The sequence below is a fragment of the Sphingobacterium sp. G1-14 genome, from assembly GCF_002196555.1.
Lineage (GTDB): Bacteria > Bacteroidota > Bacteroidia > Sphingobacteriales > Sphingobacteriaceae > Sphingobacterium > Sphingobacterium siyangense.
Genome location: NZ_CP021381.1, coordinates 5,495,774 through 5,513,509, shown reverse-complemented (window position 1 = coordinate 5,513,509; position 17,736 = coordinate 5,495,774). Strand labels below are relative to the sequence as shown.

14 protein-coding genes are annotated in these 17,736 nt (G+C 40.2%); 10 read left to right on the top strand and 4 right to left on the bottom strand.

The features are described from left to right. The first annotated feature begins 134 nt into the window (after positions 1–134). The 7 genes from CBM24_RS23825 to CBM24_RS23795 are packed head-to-tail and all read left to right on the top strand — an operon-like array spanning position 135 to position 9,759. The gene (locus tag CBM24_RS23825) at positions 135–3,173 is read left to right on the top strand and encodes a tetratricopeptide repeat protein (RefSeq protein ID WP_088162980.1); all 3,039 of its coding nucleotides are present in this window, start codon (positions 135–137) and stop codon (positions 3,171–3,173) included. 6 nt (positions 3,174–3,179) lie between these two features. Next, entirely contained in the window at positions 3,180–4,937 is a 1,758-nt protein-coding gene (locus tag CBM24_RS23820; RefSeq protein ID WP_088162979.1) for a TonB-dependent receptor, read from the top strand. A 40-nt stretch (positions 4,938–4,977) separates the two neighbouring features. Further along, entirely contained in the window at positions 4,978–6,414 is a 1,437-nt protein-coding gene (locus CBM24_RS23815; protein WP_088162978.1) for an SPOR domain-containing protein, read from the top strand. Between the two features lie 25 nt (positions 6,415–6,439). After that, on the top strand, positions 6,440–7,147 hold the full coding sequence (locus CBM24_RS23810; RefSeq protein WP_046672749.1) for a MotA/TolQ/ExbB proton channel family protein: 708 nt from the start codon (positions 6,440–6,442) through the stop codon (positions 7,145–7,147). Then, positions 7,147–7,557: an ExbD/TolR family protein gene (locus tag CBM24_RS23805; protein ID WP_088162977.1), complete on the top strand. Its 411-nt coding sequence runs from the start codon at positions 7,147–7,149 to the stop codon at positions 7,555–7,557. The genes CBM24_RS23810 and CBM24_RS23805 overlap by 1 nt, the downstream gene beginning before the upstream one ends. Before the next feature lie 58 nt (positions 7,558–7,615). Next, the gene (locus CBM24_RS23800; protein WP_088162976.1) at positions 7,616–8,443 is read left to right on the top strand and encodes an energy transducer TonB; all 828 of its coding nucleotides are present in this window, start codon (positions 7,616–7,618) and stop codon (positions 8,441–8,443) included. An 11-nt stretch (positions 8,444–8,454) separates the two neighbouring features. Then, on the top strand, positions 8,455–9,759 hold the full coding sequence (locus CBM24_RS23795; RefSeq protein WP_088162975.1) for a bifunctional folylpolyglutamate synthase/dihydrofolate synthase: 1,305 nt from the start codon (positions 8,455–8,457) through the stop codon (positions 9,757–9,759). A 111-nt stretch (positions 9,760–9,870) separates the two neighbouring features. Here the strand turns inward: CBM24_RS23795 and CBM24_RS23790 are convergent, their stop codons facing one another. Both CBM24_RS23790 and CBM24_RS23785 read right to left on the bottom strand, forming a co-directional pair. Then, complete coding sequence (locus CBM24_RS23790; RefSeq protein ID WP_088162974.1) at positions 9,871–10,890, bottom strand: asparaginase; 1,020 nt, start codon at positions 10,888–10,890, stop codon at positions 9,871–9,873. A gap of 12 nt (positions 10,891–10,902) precedes the next feature. Beyond that, positions 10,903–11,670 carry a TatD family hydrolase gene (locus CBM24_RS23785; protein WP_075994211.1) on the bottom strand — a complete coding sequence of 256 codons (768 nt, stop codon included), beginning with the start codon at positions 11,668–11,670 and terminating at the stop codon, positions 10,903–10,905. 362 nt (positions 11,671–12,032) lie between these two features. Between CBM24_RS23785 and CBM24_RS23780 the strand changes: the two genes are divergently transcribed. The 3 genes from CBM24_RS23780 to CBM24_RS23770 are packed head-to-tail and all read left to right on the top strand — an operon-like array spanning position 12,033 to position 15,569. After that, positions 12,033–13,427 (top strand): TolC family protein, encoded by a 1,395-nt coding sequence (locus CBM24_RS23780; RefSeq protein ID WP_232475618.1) that lies wholly within the window; start codon positions 12,033–12,035, stop codon positions 13,425–13,427. 1 nt (position 13,428) lies between these two features. Then, positions 13,429–14,385: an HlyD family secretion protein gene (locus tag CBM24_RS23775; protein ID WP_070561231.1), complete on the top strand. Its 957-nt coding sequence runs from the start codon at positions 13,429–13,431 to the stop codon at positions 14,383–14,385. A gap of 11 nt (positions 14,386–14,396) precedes the next feature. Then, a complete protein-coding gene (locus CBM24_RS23770) occupies positions 14,397–15,569 on the top strand; it encodes an ABC transporter permease (protein ID WP_088162972.1) in 1,173 nt (390 codons plus the stop codon). A gap of 79 nt (positions 15,570–15,648) precedes the next feature. Here CBM24_RS23770 and CBM24_RS23765 read toward each other — a convergent pair whose 3' ends face one another. Together CBM24_RS23765 and CBM24_RS23760 are read right to left on the bottom strand one after the other, a co-directional pair. After that, positions 15,649–16,656, bottom strand: coding sequence for an FKBP-type peptidyl-prolyl cis-trans isomerase (locus CBM24_RS23765; protein ID WP_088162971.1), 1,008 nt, complete (start codon positions 16,654–16,656; stop codon positions 15,649–15,651). A 23-nt stretch (positions 16,657–16,679) separates the two neighbouring features. Next, entirely contained in the window at positions 16,680–17,690 is a 1,011-nt protein-coding gene (locus CBM24_RS23760; protein ID WP_075994208.1) for a DHH family phosphoesterase, read from the bottom strand. Positions 17,691–17,736: the final 46 nt, after the last annotated feature.

Here is a 17,736-nt window from a genome sequence, read left to right as displayed (position 1 = left end):
ATTTGAGGCTATCTTAAAGCCTTTAATGGCAGAGAGGCTTTCGATAAATTTGCTTTGAAATGCGAATTTATCGCGGTTTGGAGGGAGATTCATTTACATTTGCAGATAAATAACATATTAAGGTTTCACATATTATGTATAAGAAGATTTACCAGGTGGGAGTTGCATTAACCGTTATGGCGACGCCAGCATTAGCGCAACAGACAGAATGGCAACAAAACAACAAGGCGTACAAAACAGGAATGGAATTGTATGAACGCGGAAAATTTAGTTCTGCTTCAGCCCAATTTGACCGTGTTGAAGCTTTGCGGACAAAATCCAACTTGCAATTGGACGAAACAGAGGAACTGTCTTTGTTGAAAGAGAACGTACGGTATTATCAAGCGGTTTGCGCACTGGAATTGGGCGAATCCGATGCCGAAAACCGTTTTCTGAAATACATTAAAGATTTCCCTGTCAGTGCAAATGCTAAAGCAGCTTATTTTCAAATCGGTAAATCCTATTATGCTAAAAAAGATTATGTTAAGGCCTTAGAGTGGTTTAACAAGATCGACAGCAAAAATTTAGCAGGTAAAGAAAATGTAGAATATCGCTTTAAATATGGATATGCTTCCTTTATGACAAAGGATTATAAAACGGCGAAACCATTATTTGAAGGATTGAAAGATCAGAAAACTGAATTTCAGGAAGCTTCAATCTATTATTACGCGTATCTTTCTTACTTAGACGCCGAGTATAAAACGGCGTTGAATGAATTTGAGCGCCTAAATGGATCTAAACAATTCGAAAATAGTTATCCTTATTATATTACTGCTTTGTATTTCTTGGATAAGCGCTACGACGATGTGTTGGATTATGCGTTGCCAATTTTGTCGCGAACAAAACAAGAAAATGAAACAGAGATGTTCCGTATTATAGCGGCAACATACTTTATCAAAGGTGATTTAAAAACATCAAAAGAGTATTACGACAAATTCCAGGCACAAGACCAAGGTAAGACGCAGAATAATCAGGATAGCTACCAAATCGGTTACATCGCTTACAAATTGAAGGATTACGATAAAGCGATCACTGAATTGGAAAAAATGACTGATCCTGACGCATATTATCAATCTGCGATGATTACCCTAGGGGATGCTTTCTTGAAGAAAGGCAATAAGCAATCTGCGCGTAACGCATTTTTCCGTGCTTCGAAATTGGATTTTGATCCAGCAATGCAAGAAGAAGGCTTATTCAACTATGCTAAGCTTTCGTATGAATTGGAATTCCACCAAGTGGCTTTAGCTTCGACACAAGAATACCTGAAAACGTACCCAAAATCGAAACGCTTAGAGGAAGCGAAAACTTTGCTTGCTGAAGTATTGTTGAGTACAAAAAACTACCGTGAGGCAGTTGATATTTTGGAATCTATTCCTAAACGTGGAAAAGAAGCAAACGCTGCTTATCAAAAGGTAACCTACTACAGAGGTTTGGAGTATTATAATGAGCGTGCTTTTGAAAATGCAATTTCCCTATTCATGCGCTCTGAAGAGTTTCGTTATGACGAGGAAATTTACGCTTTAGCCACCTATTGGAAAGCGGAAGCCATGTACGAAGTGCGTAAATATGGTGAAGCGGTTACAAATTTCAATAAATTCCTTCGCTTGCCAGGAGCTAACAAAACGGATGTGTATGGGTATGCAAATTATGCGTTAGCCTATGCGGCTTTCCGTAATGGAAACTACAGCACGGCGGCCAATTACTTCGAGCGTTTCTTAGCGTCTGGTGGTTCGAAAGGAATAGAAATGAATACACGTAATGATGCAATTGCACGCTTGGGCGATTCTTATTTCTCTTCGAAAAACTACGGCAGAGCATTAACAGAATACAATAAGTTGATCTCTTCTAAAGCGCCTAGTCAGGATTACGCGTTATTCCAGCGTGGTATTATTCAAGGTTTACAAGGGGATAACAATGGTAAAATTTCAACATTGAATGCTGTTATTGCACAATTCCCGAGCTCTAATTATGCGGATGATATTGCGTTTGAGATTCCTTACACACGTTTCTTGATGGGAGAAAGTGACCAGGCAATTGCTGGACTTCAAACAATGGTTGAAAAATATCCGCGCAGCAGTTATGTGCCACGTGCTTTGGTGACGATTGGTTTGGTTCAGTATAATCAAGATAACAATGATGCTGCATTGGCAACTTTCCAACGTGTAGTCGACCAATATGGATCAACAGATGAAGCAAGACAGGCCATGCGATCGATTGAGAACATCTATTTGGATAAAGGCGATGCAACAGGGTATATTAAATATGCGACTGGAACAAACTTAGGGGATGCGTCGAAATCTGAGCAAGACTCGCGTTCATTCTCCACTGCCACAACCCTATTCTCCAGAGGAAATTACCAAGGGGCGGTGGAAGCTGTAAATGCGTATTTCGATAAATTCCCGAAACCAAATCAAGAGAAATATGCGCGTTTTGTTCGTGCTGAAAGTAACGCAGCTTTGGGCAATACAGAAGATGCTCTACATGATTACAATATTATCTTGAATGACTGGACGTCTCCTTATACAGAACGTACGTTAATTTCGGTGTCAAATTTATATTTGAAACAAAAGAAATATAACGAGGCGACACAGTTATTGAAAAAGCTGGAGCTTACTTCTGAATACAAGGCTAACTATGGTTTCGCAATAAATAACCTAATGGTCTCTTATTTCCAAATTGGGGATTATAAAGAAGCATTAAATTATACCAATGCTGTCAAGAATTACGAGAAGTCTTCGGAAGAGGAGATCGCAAATGCATTCTTGTATGCCGGTAAATGCTATGTGAAGCAGAATAAGAAAACTGAGGCAATGAAAGAATTCAGTTTAGCTGCATTGAAGAGCCGTACAGTATATGGTGCCGAAGCAAAATACAATGTTGCGGTACTACAATTGGAAAATAAACAATACGATGCGTGTATCAAAACAGCAATGGATCTATCCGATAATTTCTCTTCGTACGAATATTGGGTGGCGAAAAGCTTTATTACCATGGCTGATGCTTATGCAGGTAAAGGAGATTCTTTCCAGGCGAAAGCTACACTTGAATCGATTGTGGATAACTATGATGCGAAAGACGATATTTTGCCAGCAGCAAAAGAACGTCTAAATAAATTGAACAACAAAAAGAAATAGGATACAATGAAGAAGTTGCAAAATAGAAACGTGAAGAAATATACTTTAGCAGCGCTTTTGATGGGCGTGGGATTGAATTCTTTTGCACAGGAAACAGGCAAGAAGAATGATCCTGAGAAACCGGTCACTATCGATTCTTTTGATGTTGTTCGTGATTACAAGCCAATTCTTGCGGATGCTGTGAAAATCCGCCGCAGTCCGGATATGACCAATAAAAGGGAATACCAGCCCAAATTGTCCTACAACAATATTTTGGACAAGAAATTGGATATCAATACCGGTTTGAAACAATTGAATGTACAGGAGATTCCTTTTGCACAACCTTTTGAACATAGTAGCAACTATGTCAAATTTGGTATCGGTAATTATAACAGTATATTGGGCGAGGCTTATTTAGCTTCTGAGCAGTTTGAAAACACACGGTTTGGCTTATTTGCAAAACATTTGAGCCAAAAGGGTAATATTGACGGACAGAAGTTCAGTACACAGGATATCGGTATTTTTGGTCGTCGTGTATTGGATGCGGTAACCGTTAAAGGTACCATCGGATACAATCGTTATGGCACAAACTTCTATAGCCAGACTTTTGATCAATCGGGAACAACTTTGTTGAATACGACTCCGGATAAACAGACCTTTACAGATATCTACTTGAATGGAGAGCTGTCAAGTAATGTGGATCCAAAAAATGAGCAAGCCTTAAGCTATTCCGCAAAAGTTGATGGTTATTTGTTTAAAGACGCTTATAAAGCCAAAGAAAATTCCATTGCATTATCCGGTTATTTGAACAAACGCCTAAGTGCATTCAATGTTGGTGCGAATTTGAGCGTGACAATGAATAATGTGAAAGATAGTGCTGAAGTAAAAAATCATTTGGCGGTCATCAATCCATATATTCGTTTTAAGGGCGACAACTATAACGTAACCTTGGGTGCGAATTTAACTTCTGAATTTGGCGATAGCTCAAGATTCAATATTTTCCCATCCGTAGAAGCTGATTTTGCTTTGGCACCTGAATATATTTCCTTGTTTGCCGGAATCAATGGGGGAGTGAAACAAGCTTCTTTCCGTAGTTTCGCTAAGGAAAATCCATATTTGGCTCCTAACGCCAAAATGATAAACTCGATTGAGAAAATGAATGTTTACGCGGGTTTAAAAGGAAATGCCGGTGCAACATTTGGTTATAAAGTAAAGGTATTCTACAAGCAAATCGAAGGATTGCCCTTGTTTAAAAATAGTGGAGTAGCTCTTTTGAAGCCAGATGGAAGCTTGGGAGGTTACGCGCCTTGGGCTTTTGATGTCGTTTATGATGGCGTGATCAATAAAGCTAAACATATGGGATTGGAAGGAGAAATCAATGTACGTCTTTCACAATTGGTTAATCTAGGTGGAAAAGTGTATATAGACGATTATAACTTGAGTGATGAAGAGGAAGCTTGGGGATTGCCAAAATTCCGTATGCAGGCTAATGCACGCTTCAATATCTCCGATAAATTTTTCGTAGATGCTGAACTTTCTACACAAGGCAATACCTATGCGTATATTTATGATTATAACGCAGATGGCAGTCGTATTGCCAACAGTGGGCATAAGGCAACAATAGCTTCGTTTGCTGATCTTAATGCAGGCGCAGAATACCGAATCAAAAAACAATTTGGTATTTTCGTTAAAGCAAATAATATCTTCGGAAAAGAATACGAACGTTATATGTATTACCCAAGATTGGGCTTTAATGTAATTGGTGGTCTTAATTATTCGTTTTAACGAATTAAGATTATAAATTTGCATCTTAAAATAGTGCGCGATGAATCTAGGCAAAAACATCAATAGTTTATTAAAACGTTATGCGGAAGTATACGTGCCCGGAATAGGTGTGTTCAAACGAATTCATTCTCCGGCTCAGTTCGATAAACAGAATAATGTGTTTTTACCCCCGATTTCTTATGTTGAGCTCGACTATTCTGCTCAACATGGATTTAATATTGTTCATTATATCCAACAACAGGAAAACTTGGGCCTCAATCAGGCGCAACAGATATTGTCGGAAACTGTTGATAAGCTGCGGGCCGATTTGGGGCAATTTGGACAGGTCAAACTTGATGATCTTGGATTACTGATAAGTTATGGCGCAAGTTTGGTCTTCAAACCCTTAGACTTGTCGGGATTCGACTTCCAACCGGTTACAAATCTTGTTGCACCAGAAATTGAAACAGTTGTTTCTTCTTTGGAAGAAGCCAAAGAAGAAGAACTTACGGCCTTAGCTGTTGAAGAAGACCCTGTTGTAGAAGAAGATCCTGTGGTGGAAGCTAATGATAAGGTAGAGCCTGCGATAGAGTCTATGCCGGATACGGCAGATCAAGACGAAACGATCGAGGTTGAAGAGGTCAAAGAAGAAGCTGAAACAACACAGGTAACGGATCCAGTAGCGGATGAGCTTTCGCAGGAGACAGCACCAACAAGCGATCGTACCGGTCTTGAAGCTGAAGAATCGTCGTTAGCGCAAAAGGAAACTGAAGAGTTTGAACCTGTGGATGCTGCTGTGATAGCTGATAGCAGTGTTTCGGTTACTCCGAAGGAAGAAAACACTTCAAAAAGAGAAATCGGTGCTATTGCGTCGGCTAACGCCAATTCAACATACGCACCAAATATCTATGAGGAAGAGCCGCGTAATTCAAATGCGATCTGGTATTGGATGACTGGAATTATTGTGCTGGCAATGGTTGCTGTTGCGGTGGTTTACACCAATCCTGCGTTGAAGGATTCGTTATTTGGATCGACCAAACCTGTTGTAAAAACGGCAGATACGCTTGTTCAAAAACAGCCGATCATGCCTGCGGATACATTGTCCAATACGTTGCAAGCCGATAGTTTGAAAAAAGTCGATTCATTGGCTAAGCGCACTGTGATAGATTCTGTTAAAAAGACAACAACTGTACCAGCGACCAATGCGGAAGCAAAACCTCCGGTTTTGGAAGCAAACCCTGTGATCAAAGAATCTATCCCTGTTGCACAACCCAGATATCAATTGGTAATAGGTTCTGCAAAGACAATGGTACAAGCAGAGCAGGAAGCCAAGCGCCTTCGGGAAATGGGCTATAAAACAGCACGAGCTGTAGAGGGAAAGTTTAAAAGAAATAGAAAGAAAATCATCTTAAACACCTACATGACAAAATCGGAGGCAGACCTCGCTAAGAAATCTGTAGAGAAAAAGATTGAAGGTGCTTGGGTAGAAACATTATAGAAACTATATAAAACTATTAATAATTATGTCATTAGTACAAGATACAGCACGGGCTGCTGTGGATTCGTTTAATCAAGCTGCACAACAACCATTACCTGCTGCTGCGCCTACAGAAAACATGAGTTTGATCGATATGATGATCAAAGGGGGATGGATCATGGTTCCAATCCTACTGTTGTTCTTTATTGGATTGGTTATCTTTTTTGAGCGTTATTTGACTATCCGTCGCGCCGCAAAATATGATAACAGCTTAATGTCGCAAGTAAAGGCAAATGTTTTGTCCGGAAATTTGGATTCGGCATTAGCTGTAGTTCGTTCAAGTAACTCAGCTTTGGGACGTATGTTGCAAAAAGGCTTATTGCGTGTCGGCAGACCGATCAAAGATATTGAAGGAGCGATCGAAAACGTGGGTAAATTGGAAGTTGCCAAGTTAGAAAAGAACATCAATATTTTGGGTATTATTGCTGGTATTGCCCCGATGCTTGGTTTCGTAGGTACGATCTTTGGAGTAATTAAGATTTTCCACGACGTGGAATTAGCTGGTGGTATTGATATTGCTTCTGTATCTGGGGGGCTATATGTAAAAATGGTATCTTCTGCATCAGGTCTTGCGGTCGGTATCTTAGCTTATTTGGGCTACCATATCCTGAATATGATGGTGGAACGATTGATTTTACGTATGGAAACGGATGCAGTAGAATTTATTGATTTATTGGATGAACCGGGAAGATAATGAACTTACGAAGTAGAAAAAATAAACCATCTGCGGAAGTATATACTTCAGCGCTGAATGACATCATGTTTTTCCTGATGTTGTTCTTCCTGTTGGCTTCTGCAGTTTCTAATCCGCAAGTGGTGAAGCTATTGTTACCAAAGTCAAGTGCGGGAGAACAATCTGTTGCTAAAAAGACCGTCACGGTATCGATTACAAAAGATTTGGGCTATTTTATTGACAAAACTCCAGTTCCCATTGAGGGATTGGAAGCTGCAATTCAATCGCAAATGGCTGCGGGTGAGGAAGTGACAATTATGCTCTATGTCGATAATACGGTTCCCATTCAAAATGTTATTTCTGTAATGGATGTAGCTAATCGATTGAAGATTAAAGTGGTATTGGCAACAGAACCAAAAAAAGATAAATAGGAACAATTAAACTTTTTTAAAGTTTATTGGTCAGCTATTAATATAGGAGATTAATGCGATGAGATATCACCTTCAACATGAAGAAAATAATTTCCCCAAAGCATTGGGGATATCGACTTTGGTCATGGCATCGTTGCTCTTGATTGGATTTTTTGTTGTTTTTAAAGCTCAGGTACCTGATGAATATGGAATGGGGGGAATGATCGTCAATTACGGTACTTCACCTGAGGGAATGGGAGATGACTATATGAGTGTTGAGGAACCATCGGTGGATCCCAACGCCAATAATGAACGCCCTGACCGTATTGATCCTGTTGAAACACCTACCCCAACTCCAACGCAGCAAGTTGCGGAAAAAGCGGTTGTCACACAGGATTTAGAAGATGCCCCTGCGGTAACAAAAACGGAAAAGAAGGTCGTTTCAAAAGCACCGGAAACAACCAAAGCTGTAAAAGAAGTGGCACCACAGGCCAATGCCAAAGCGCTTTTTAAAGGCAATAAAAATAACGGTACTGGAGCTGGTGATGGTACAGGGACAACTCCTGGAAATCAGGGTTCCAAACTGGGTGATCCTTTAGCAAGTAACTACGGCGAAGGGGGATCTGGAAACGGTAACATGATGTTGTCTATTGAGAACCGAAGTTTTACGAAACGGCCAAGTATCGACGATAATGGACAGCAAGCAGGAAAGGTTGCTGTGGAGTTTAGAGTGAACAAGCAAGGGGTTATCACCTATGCGCGTGCTGGTGTAAAAGGAACGACGATTACCGATCCATCCTTGTTGGAGAAATGTGAGCGTGCTGTACGTGGCGCTAGGCTAAACCAATTGCCAAATGCTCCCGACTCCCAAACAGGACGGATTGTATTCAATTTTAGATTAAGATAAAAATCATTCACATGAATGCTTATAATGAGGCAATCGAGTATCTGTATACTCGATTGCCTATGTTTACAAGGGATGGCGCCTCTGCCTTCAAAAAAGACCTTGACAATACCATCAAACTTTGCGCTGCTTTGGACAACCCACAGCGAAAATTCAAAACATTACATATTGCCGGTACAAACGGAAAAGGATCCACCTCCCACATGTTGGCCGCTATTTTGGCCGAGGCAGGATATAAGACAGGCCTCTATACTTCACCACATTTACTGGATTTCAGAGAACGTATTCGTGTCAATGGTCAGTTATGTGAGAAAGAATTTGTTGTTGATTTTGTCAATACCCATCGCGAGCTTATAGAAGAAGTCAGTCCATCGTTTTTCGAAATTACTGTAGCCATGGCTTTTGATTATTTCGAGAAGAATAAGGTTGATATCGCTGTCATTGAAGTCGGCCTTGGCGGGCGTTTGGACAGTACCAATATTATTCAGCCTTTGCTGTCGGTAATTACCAATATCGGTTTTGATCACATGAATCTTCTTGGTAATACCCTAGTGGAAATTGCTGCTGAGAAGGCCGGAATTATCAAAAGAAATACACCTGTCGTTATTTCGGAATATGCTGAAGAGACAGCAGCTGTGTTTTTGGATAAAGCAACGATCGAGCATGCACCGATCCAATTCGCTTCCGATAAGTATGCCACGAAAATGCTGGGTGTGGACCAAGATTATTTGACGGTACAAGCGACGGATTCTGCGGGTCATTCAGCAAACTATCAACTGGATTTAAAAGGCTCCTATCAGGTCAAGAACCTCGCCGGCGTCCTGTTAGCTGTGGATGAATTACGTCAACTGGGCTTTGAGATCAGTGATCAACATGTGCACCAAGCGCTAAAAAATGTGCAGGCAACCACGGGAATTCAAGGCCGATGGCAACAATTGTCGAAGGATCCATTTATCATCTGTGATACAGGGCACAATGAGGACGGAATTCATGAAGTGCTCAAAAATCTGGCTACAACAACTTATGATAAATTGCACTTTGTGATAGGCGCCATGCGCGATAAGGATTTATCACATATGTTGCCTTATCTGCCCAAGGATGCAACCTACTATTTTTCTGCTCCGGATATGCCGCGTGCAATGCCGTCCGAGGAGCTGCGCAAAGAAGCTATGGAATTTGGTCTAACGGGGCTTGATTATGCATCGGTAGGAGCTGCGTTTGATGCAGCAAAAGACGCGTATCAACAAGGGAACCTTATTTTTGTTGGTGGAAGCAATTTTGTTGTTGCGGAAGTGCTTGCTCGTTTGAGACAGGAATAAGAATACCGCCTTTTCTTGCAAATAAATCTGCGGGAGGATTATTGAAACCGATCACAAAAAAGGGAGCTGCGTGAAGTGCAGCTCCCTTTTTTGTTATTTTGTGCCTGGTCATTAGTCATTGATCGTCAATTCACCACGGATATCCTTTTCAATCCAATAGGCGACCTCTTTTTGATCTTCTAACTCGCCTTGAAGATACATTAATTTGGTTACTGCCGCTTCGAATGTCAGGTCGTAGCCATTGAGCACGCCGATGGATTTAAGTCCTTGTGAAGTCTCATAGCGACCTAATTCAACAGACCCTACTTTACATTGCGAAATGTTGAGGATATTTTTACCTTGTTCAATTGCTTCCTTCAATAGATCCAGAAACCAAGTGTCTGTGGTTGTATTGCCCGATCCGAATGTTTCCATAACAATGGAGCGGACATCGGAATCTAGGACTGCTTTTATTGTTTGCGCAGAGATCCCCGGAAATAATTTCAATACGGCTACCCTGTTGTCCAGTTTGGTATGTAGGATAAATTCTTTATCGATATTATTTAATAAAGCATCTGTATTATATTTGAGGTGAATACCAGCTTCAACCAATACGGGATAGTTTGGCGATCTAAAGGCCTCAAATTTGGCCGAATTATATTTAAATGAGCGATTGCCACGGAATAATTTATTGTCGAAAAGAATGCATACCTCTTGGATAATGGAGATACCATCCTGCTTTGCAGAGGCGATTTCCAATGCTGTCATCATATTTTCCCTTGCGTCTGTTCGGATCTCTCCGATAGGCAGCTGAGAGCCAGATAAAATGACCGGTTTTTGGAGTCCTTCCAACATAAAGCTCAGTACTGATGCCGTAAAAGCCATTGTATCGGAACCATGTAGAATCACAAAACCGTCGTAATCTGCATAGTTATCCTTAATAATTTGTGCCATTTCAATCCATATCTCTGGCTTCATGTTGGATGAATCGATAATGGGTTCGAAAGAGTGCACGGTCAGCTTATAGTCTAAGCGACTTAAATCAGGGAGATTACGTTTGATCAATTCAAAGTCGAAAGGAACGAATGTTCCTGTTTCATCTTTAACCATTCCAATGGTCCCACCTGTGTAGATAATAAAGATATTATGCATTGAGTTTTGAAATTATATACCAAATATACGTTTTGAATTTTCTGTTGTGATTTCGGCTACCTTTTCGACGGAGATCTGGTGAAGGTCAGCTACTTTTTGTGCGACGTAAACCAAATAGCTACTTTCATTTTCTTTACCGCGAAAGGGGACAGGAGCCAGATAAGGTGCATCTGTTTCTAGAACAATATGTTTTAAATCGATTTCTTTGACCACCTGATCTAAGCCCGCTTTTTTAAAGGTAACGACTCCGCCAATACCAAGAGCGAAACCTAAATCGATAGCTTGGTGGGCCTGCTCCAGGGAACCGGTAAAGCAGTGCAGAACGCCAAATAATTTGTCGTCGTGAAGTTCTTCCAATAATTCGAACAGTTCAGTGAAGGCTTCCCGGCAGTGGATATCGATCGGTAAATTTAATTCCTTTGCCCATTGAACCTGAGTTCGAAAGGCGTCTTTTTGAATTTCAAGCGTGCTTTTATCCCAATAAAGATCCAGCCCGATCTCACCTATGGCATGGACTTTGTGTGTTTCCAAGCTCTTTCGGATGGTTTCTAACTCTTCCACATAGTTTTCCTTTACATCGCAGGGATGTAATCCAAGCATGGGAAAACAATGTTCTGGATAAGCTGCTACGGTATCAAATACAGGTTTTATGGAAGCGCTATTCACATTCGGCAAAAAAAGGCGTTGTATGCCATTATCGAAGCAACGTTGTAGATGTTCTTGCAGTTTTTCGGTTCCTGCATGGTAATAAATGTGTGTATGTGTATCTGTAAGCAACATAGTTTTCTGCGTGGAAGCAGCGGGTTAGGATAAAAACTTGTTTTTATTATTATCGAATAAAGTGGTAGACTTAATTACCAAAATTTCAATTCGCTCTCCAAAGATAACTTATTAATTAGCAAAAATGAAAATTAATACAGGATTCCTTCTACAGAAACGAATTCCTTTTTTTGTATCTTGGAAAAGCTAACAGGTGGAGGTCAGTCCTTCATGTCATGGAGACATTCGCAAAGATTGTTATTGGCCGTTGAAAAGATACGTTTAATTAAAAAGAGTCAGAAGTCAAACATACCGTACGATTTACTGTTAAACAGATAAAAGAGGCGGTTGTTGTCCTATTTTTATAAGAATAAATGAATCATATGATGAATAAGAGGTTATGCCTGGGTTTATTGACTTTGGCGTCGGTTATGTGTTTAAACAAACTACATGCGCAATCATTGATTGACCCTTCGGTAAAAGATATTATTCAAAAAGCCTTTCAGACAAATAAAGAATTGAAATTGAAGGCTTACGAAGTCGATAAAGCACGTCTGGAAGCCGATGGAGTAAAAGCAAATCGGCTGCCACATGTCTCGGCACTCGGGCTATACGGTTATGTACATAGCAATGGGAGTATTGATATTCCTACGGTTAATATCCCTTTATTGAACCTCGGCTTGTTTGAAGGAGCCACAGGATTTAGTATGCATGGGCAAGCGGCCTATGCGGGGGTGTCTGTAAAGCAGATTATCTTTTCGGGATTACAGATTTCGAATGGAATAAAAGCATTGCAGGAGAAAGCTGTGGCTCAACAATATTTAGAATCGGCCGGTCGAGAGACACTTTCAAAGGATATTATTGCCTCTTTTGATCAGTTGATGTTGTTGGATGAGGTGGATAAATTGATTGTAGATTCTGAAAAGCGATTAAAGAAAGAACAGGAAAAGGTGAATAAAGCAATTCAAAATGGCCTTGCAATACCTTATGATAGAGATAAATTGAAATTGGCCTTGCTGGAGCTGGAAGAGAAAAAGGTAGAGGTTTCTGGCAATCGGGATTTGTTGTGTCAAAAGATCGAACAAGAAACCGGGGTATCTTTTCAGGAGGTTGGCGGAATTCATTATGGACTTAAACCTATATTTTTGTCGGATCTTCCACGTGATGTCGAACAAAGATCCGAATTGAAAGCACTAGATGCTTCCTCAAAAGCGTATGAGTACCTGTATAAAAAAGAAAAGGGGGGAGCTCTTCCTGCTGTCTTTGCCTTTGGATCCGCAAACTATCTGAATGTATTCAACTCCAAACTCACGGTGAAAGACCAACCGCTATTTGGTACGGTCAACTTACCGCTTAATTCTATCAAGGGGAGTCCCAATCTAATGGTTGGCGTAGGGGTTAAATGGGATCTCTATACTGGCGGGGAACATCACAATAAGATAAAGCAAGTTAAACTCGATCAAAATATCAATACGACCAAAAGGGAAGATACACAGGAAAAATTAAATTTATTACTCAGCAAAAATACCGTTACCTACACGACTGGCAATCAAAAGTTGAAAGTGGGGGAACAGCAGTTGAAAGTTGCCGAAAATAATCTTTCTATGGCTGTTAAACAGTACCAAGCTGGCTTAATAGATGTTACGGAGTTATTGGCTGCTGAAAACGATTGGTACAAAGTTAATTTGGGTTATTTTAACAATGTTTTGCAGCAACGTACAGCGGCAGTTGAATTACTACATACATCAGGAAAATTATTACAAACTATACATGAGTAACATGAAGAATTTATATGGGATATTATCGCTGTCTATTTTTGTTTCTTGTACAAATCAAGTGAAAGAGAAGCCTATTGAAGGCAAGGTGGAGCGAGAGCAAGTGACGGTTGTGACAAAGGTTCCGGGGAAAATTGCGAAGCTTCTGGTTGAAGAGGGGGACTTTGTGCATGCGGGTGATACCTTGGCTATTTTGAGTATTCCCGAGGTAGATGCGAAAGAAGAGCAGGCAAAGGGAGCGCTGCAGTCTGCTGATGCACAATATAACATGGCAGTCAAAGGTGCTACGAAAGGTCAACTCGTGCAATTGCAGGCGAAGGTAGATGGACTTAAGGAACAATATGAATTTGCGAAAAAATCAATAGGTAGGCTGGATGCCCTTTTGCAGGATAGCCTGATTCCGCAGCAAAAGTACGACGAGACCTACGCTAAATTTCAGGGGGCTAAAAATCAGTATCTTGCAGCACAGGCTGAATTAGCTGAAGCAAAGGGTGGGGCTAGACAAGAACAGCAGATTATGGCTTTGGGGCAAAAGGAACGTGCACTGGGAGCGGTATCTGAAGTCAATGTTGCTGCACAGGAGAAATATGTCATTGCTCCACAGGACATGAGTGTGGAAACGATTAATCTGAAAGTCGGTGAATTGGCGATGGCAGGTTATCCGATTATCAATGGTTTCCTTGATCGATCGACCTATTTTAGATTTACATTGCCCGAAAATAAAATGGGAAAACTTCAAAAAGGAGAGGCTGTTGAGGTTGAAATTCCTTATTTGAATCACAAAAAGGTTAAAGCAAAGGTGATTAGTATCAAAGCCTTAAATTCGTACGCAAGCATTGCCTCAGCTTATCCTGATTTCGATCCGCAACAGGCTGTGTTTGAATTGAAAATTGTTCCTGAAGATGTTGCCGGTAGCAAAGATTTGTTAACAAAAACGCTTGTGGTTCTCCATGCGAATTAAAGAGCTTGACTGTGAAAAAATTTTTAGAATTGATCCAACGGGAGTTTAAGCTCTTCTTCAATAATAAAGTGCTATTGATGCTTTTTCTGGGTGCACCTGTATTGTATGGTGTCTTGGTGGGGCATGTTTATCAACAAGGTAAGGTAACTCAGATGCCGGTCATTGTAGTTGATGAGGATAATAGCCCCTTAAGCAGTTCATTTATTGATATGCTTTCGGATAATGAGAGTATTGAAGTTGCCCGTGTATTACCGTCCTTATTTGATTCAAAAGATATTGCGATGCAATATGAGGCAACAACGATTGTACATATTCCCAAGGGTTTTGCATCCGGAGTACAACAGGGGCGTTTGCCCGAAATGACTGTTTTTGTAGATGGTGCCAATACATTGACCTCAAATACTGCCATGATGGCTGTCAATGTGTGTGCCTCGACGTTGAAAGCAGGCATACAGATTCAGGCACAAATGAAACGTGGTGTTCCCGCAAAGATCGCTGCACAGCAGTACGAACCATTTAAGACAACTTTTGTTAAGCAGAATATTCGAAGTGGAAATTACCTGTATTTTATGCTACCTGGAGTGCTAATTACTGTGCTGCAGCAGGTCTTGCTCTTAGGCTTGGCTTTGTCTTTTTCCTCAGAATTTGAAGGCAATACATTTCCGGAACTTGTACGTAAAATAGGTAATCCTATCGGACTTATTCTTGTTAAGATATTACCATATGTTTTGATGTCTGTCGGTATTCTGGTTTTGTATTGGGGTTTTGGCCAATATTACCGTATGCCTTTACAAGCCGAATTTGGTCGCTTTGTGCTGTGTACTTTCGTCTTTTTGCTAGCCGTATGTTTTATAGGTGTACTCGTCAGTATTCTACTGCCTTCACAGTTGAAATCGACAGAAGTACTTATGGTAATTGCGACGCCAGCATTTATCTTGAGTGGCTTTACCTGGCCTTCGAGTCTAATGCCAGGCTGGGTGCAGGCAATTGCAAATGTAATTCCATCGACGCATTATCTACGAATTTTTAGGTTAATGTTTATTCAGCATGCTGAAAATTACCATACCGATAAGGCGCTGATCGCATTGACCATCATCATGATCATCAGTTTTATATTGGCGGTAATAATACTATGGCTGAAAATACGGAAGATCAAAAAAGAAGATAAAAAGATTAGCGTATAGTGAATAAAAATACGAACAACAAAAAAGCGGTTTCATCGAGATGAAACCGCTTTTTTGTTAACTGAAATTTACAGTCGAATTATTTTTTTGCTGCAGGAGCTGTTGCCGCTGGAGCAGTAGTTCCAGTAGGCGCTACCATGCCTGGAGTTGTTGCTGTAGGAGCAGGAACTTTTCCAGGTTTGATATCCAATACTTCTACTTCAAATACTAAAGGAGCATATGGAGGGATAACACCTGAAGGGCGATCGCCATAAGCCAAAGATGAAGGAATGACTAAAGTTGCTTTTGTACCTTTGTTAAACAATTGGAATGCTTCAGTCCATCCAGGGATTACACCATCAACACCTAATTGAAATTTTAATGCTTCATAAGGACGTTGAGGGTTGAAAATTTTCTCTTTTTTAGCTACATCTGGAAGGTTTGTATCAAATACTTTTCCTGTAGTTAATGATCCTACATAGTTCACGTGAATAGAATCACCTACTTTTGCATTTGCTCCTGTTCCAGGTTTAGTAATTACATATTGAAGACCTGAAGCTGTTTTCGTTGTTTTCAAGCTTTTATCCTTGATGTATTTTTCAAGTTTAGCTGGTTCAGCTGCTTTGTGTTTGTTCAATTCTTCTTCAAAATATTTCTGAACTTGTTCACCTAATTGTTGGTCTGTTAACTTTCCTTTTTTGAAGTGTTTTTTGACTTTGATCGAATAAACAATGAATTTATCTGCAAACTCTGGTTTTGGTTGATGTGTTTTAGCAGCCATAGAATCCAAATTGATTTTGAATACCAAGCTATCACCTTCACCTACGTATTTGAATAAACCAGTAGGGTCACCTGGATTTTTTGCGATAATACTATCTGGATATAATTGAACGATTTGAGGGACTCCCATGTCATACGTACTTTGCATTGTAGAATCTCTGTCCGTTTTCACAACCATGTCAAGTGCTAATAAATCGCCTGATACTGCTTTTTCTTTTGCATTATCATCTACGATTTTATACTCAAGACCACCTTCAGCCTTTTTGAATTTTTGGCATGACGTCATCAAAAGACCGGCAGCCGCGAAAAATAGAATTGCTTTCTTCATTTTCTAATGTATGTTACGATATCTTATTTTGTTAATATTTCTTTATAATTTGGTAAAACCGATTTGAATTTTGCAATCACTGCTTCGAGGCTTTCTTTCGAATTACCTCCTGAAGCGTTAAGATGCCCCCCTCCATTGAAATACAATTTACAGATCTCATTGCAAGGAACTTCTCCAATCGAACGCAAAGATAGTTTAATTTGTTCATTTCTGTCAATAATTAAAGCAGCCAATCGAATTCCTTTGATAGAAAGGGCATAATTGACTAATCCTTCGGTATCACCGGTGATCACTTCAAACTGAGTGAGATCCGCTTTGGTTACATGGATAATGGCGGTGTTATATTCATGGATAACCTCTAGACGATTCAATAGACAGAACCCTAAGAATTTTAGGCGGCTTTCTGACGAGCTGTTGTAAATCTCTTCGTGAATAGCCCAGTTTTGTGCACCGCAATCAATGAGTGATGCAATGATGCGGTGAATTTCTGCAGTGGTAGAACGGAAGCGGAAAGAGCCCGTATCGGTCATAATACCGGTATATAAGCATGTCGCCATGTCAGCACTGATATGGTCTGGATCTTGCATCTCATGGACTAAGAAGCGATAGATTAATTGTGCAGTCGCTGCAGCAGATGGATCCCAAAATGCGTAATCTTCAAACCCTTCCGGATCTAAATGGTGATCAATCATGCATTTGATTCCTTTCGCTTGACGAATAGGTTCACCCATTTCGTGAATCCGGGCAAGGCCATTAAAATCTAAGCAGAAAATTAATTCAGCTGCGTCAATCTGTTGATTGTGCAGGTCAATATCCTGCGTATAAATTTGTACATTTTCTAAGCCAGGTAACCAATCCAAAAAGGCTGGAAAGTCTGACGGTACAATGAGATTTACGTGGTGTCCTTTCGCGGTCAACCAAAAATATAATCCTAAAGATGAACCCAATGCGTCCCCATCCGGTTTGTAGTGCGTTGTAATTACAATACGTTTTGGTTCAGCTAATAATTCTTTTAATTCTTCCGATTTCAGCATAGTCATATTAAGTCTGCAAACCTACTATAAAAAAATTAGATTAGAC

Bases quoted from the DNA above. Each gene is read 5' to 3' on its own strand.
- CBM24_RS23785 (WP_075994211.1), bottom strand. From the start codon at position 11,670: ATGTTGCTTACAGATACACATACACACATTTATTACCATGCAGGAACC.
- CBM24_RS23825 (WP_088162980.1), top strand. From the start codon at position 135: ATGTATAAGAAGATTTACCAGGTGGGAGTTGCATTAACCGTTATGGCG.
- CBM24_RS23800 (WP_088162976.1), top strand. From the start codon at position 7,616: ATGAGATATCACCTTCAACATGAAGAAAATAATTTCCCCAAAGCATTG.
- CBM24_RS23795 (WP_088162975.1), top strand. From the start codon at position 8,455: ATGAATGCTTATAATGAGGCAATCGAGTATCTGTATACTCGATTGCCT.
- CBM24_RS23765 (WP_088162971.1), bottom strand. From the start codon at position 16,656: ATGAAGAAAGCAATTCTATTTTTCGCGGCTGCCGGTCTTTTGATGACG.
- CBM24_RS23760 (WP_075994208.1), bottom strand. From the start codon at position 17,690: ATGCTGAAATCGGAAGAATTAAAAGAATTATTAGCTGAACCAAAACGT.
- CBM24_RS23810 (WP_046672749.1), top strand. From the start codon at position 6,440: ATGTCATTAGTACAAGATACAGCACGGGCTGCTGTGGATTCGTTTAAT.
- CBM24_RS23780 (WP_232475618.1), top strand. From the start codon at position 12,033: ATGATGAATAAGAGGTTATGCCTGGGTTTATTGACTTTGGCGTCGGTT.
- CBM24_RS23775 (WP_070561231.1), top strand. From the start codon at position 13,429: ATGAAGAATTTATATGGGATATTATCGCTGTCTATTTTTGTTTCTTGT.
- CBM24_RS23805 (WP_088162977.1), top strand. From the start codon at position 7,147: ATGAACTTACGAAGTAGAAAAAATAAACCATCTGCGGAAGTATATACT.
- CBM24_RS23815 (WP_088162978.1), top strand. From the start codon at position 4,978: ATGAATCTAGGCAAAAACATCAATAGTTTATTAAAACGTTATGCGGAA.
- CBM24_RS23820 (WP_088162979.1), top strand. From the start codon at position 3,180: ATGAAGAAGTTGCAAAATAGAAACGTGAAGAAATATACTTTAGCAGCG.
- CBM24_RS23790 (WP_088162974.1), bottom strand. From the start codon at position 10,890: ATGCATAATATCTTTATTATCTACACAGGTGGGACCATTGGAATGGTT.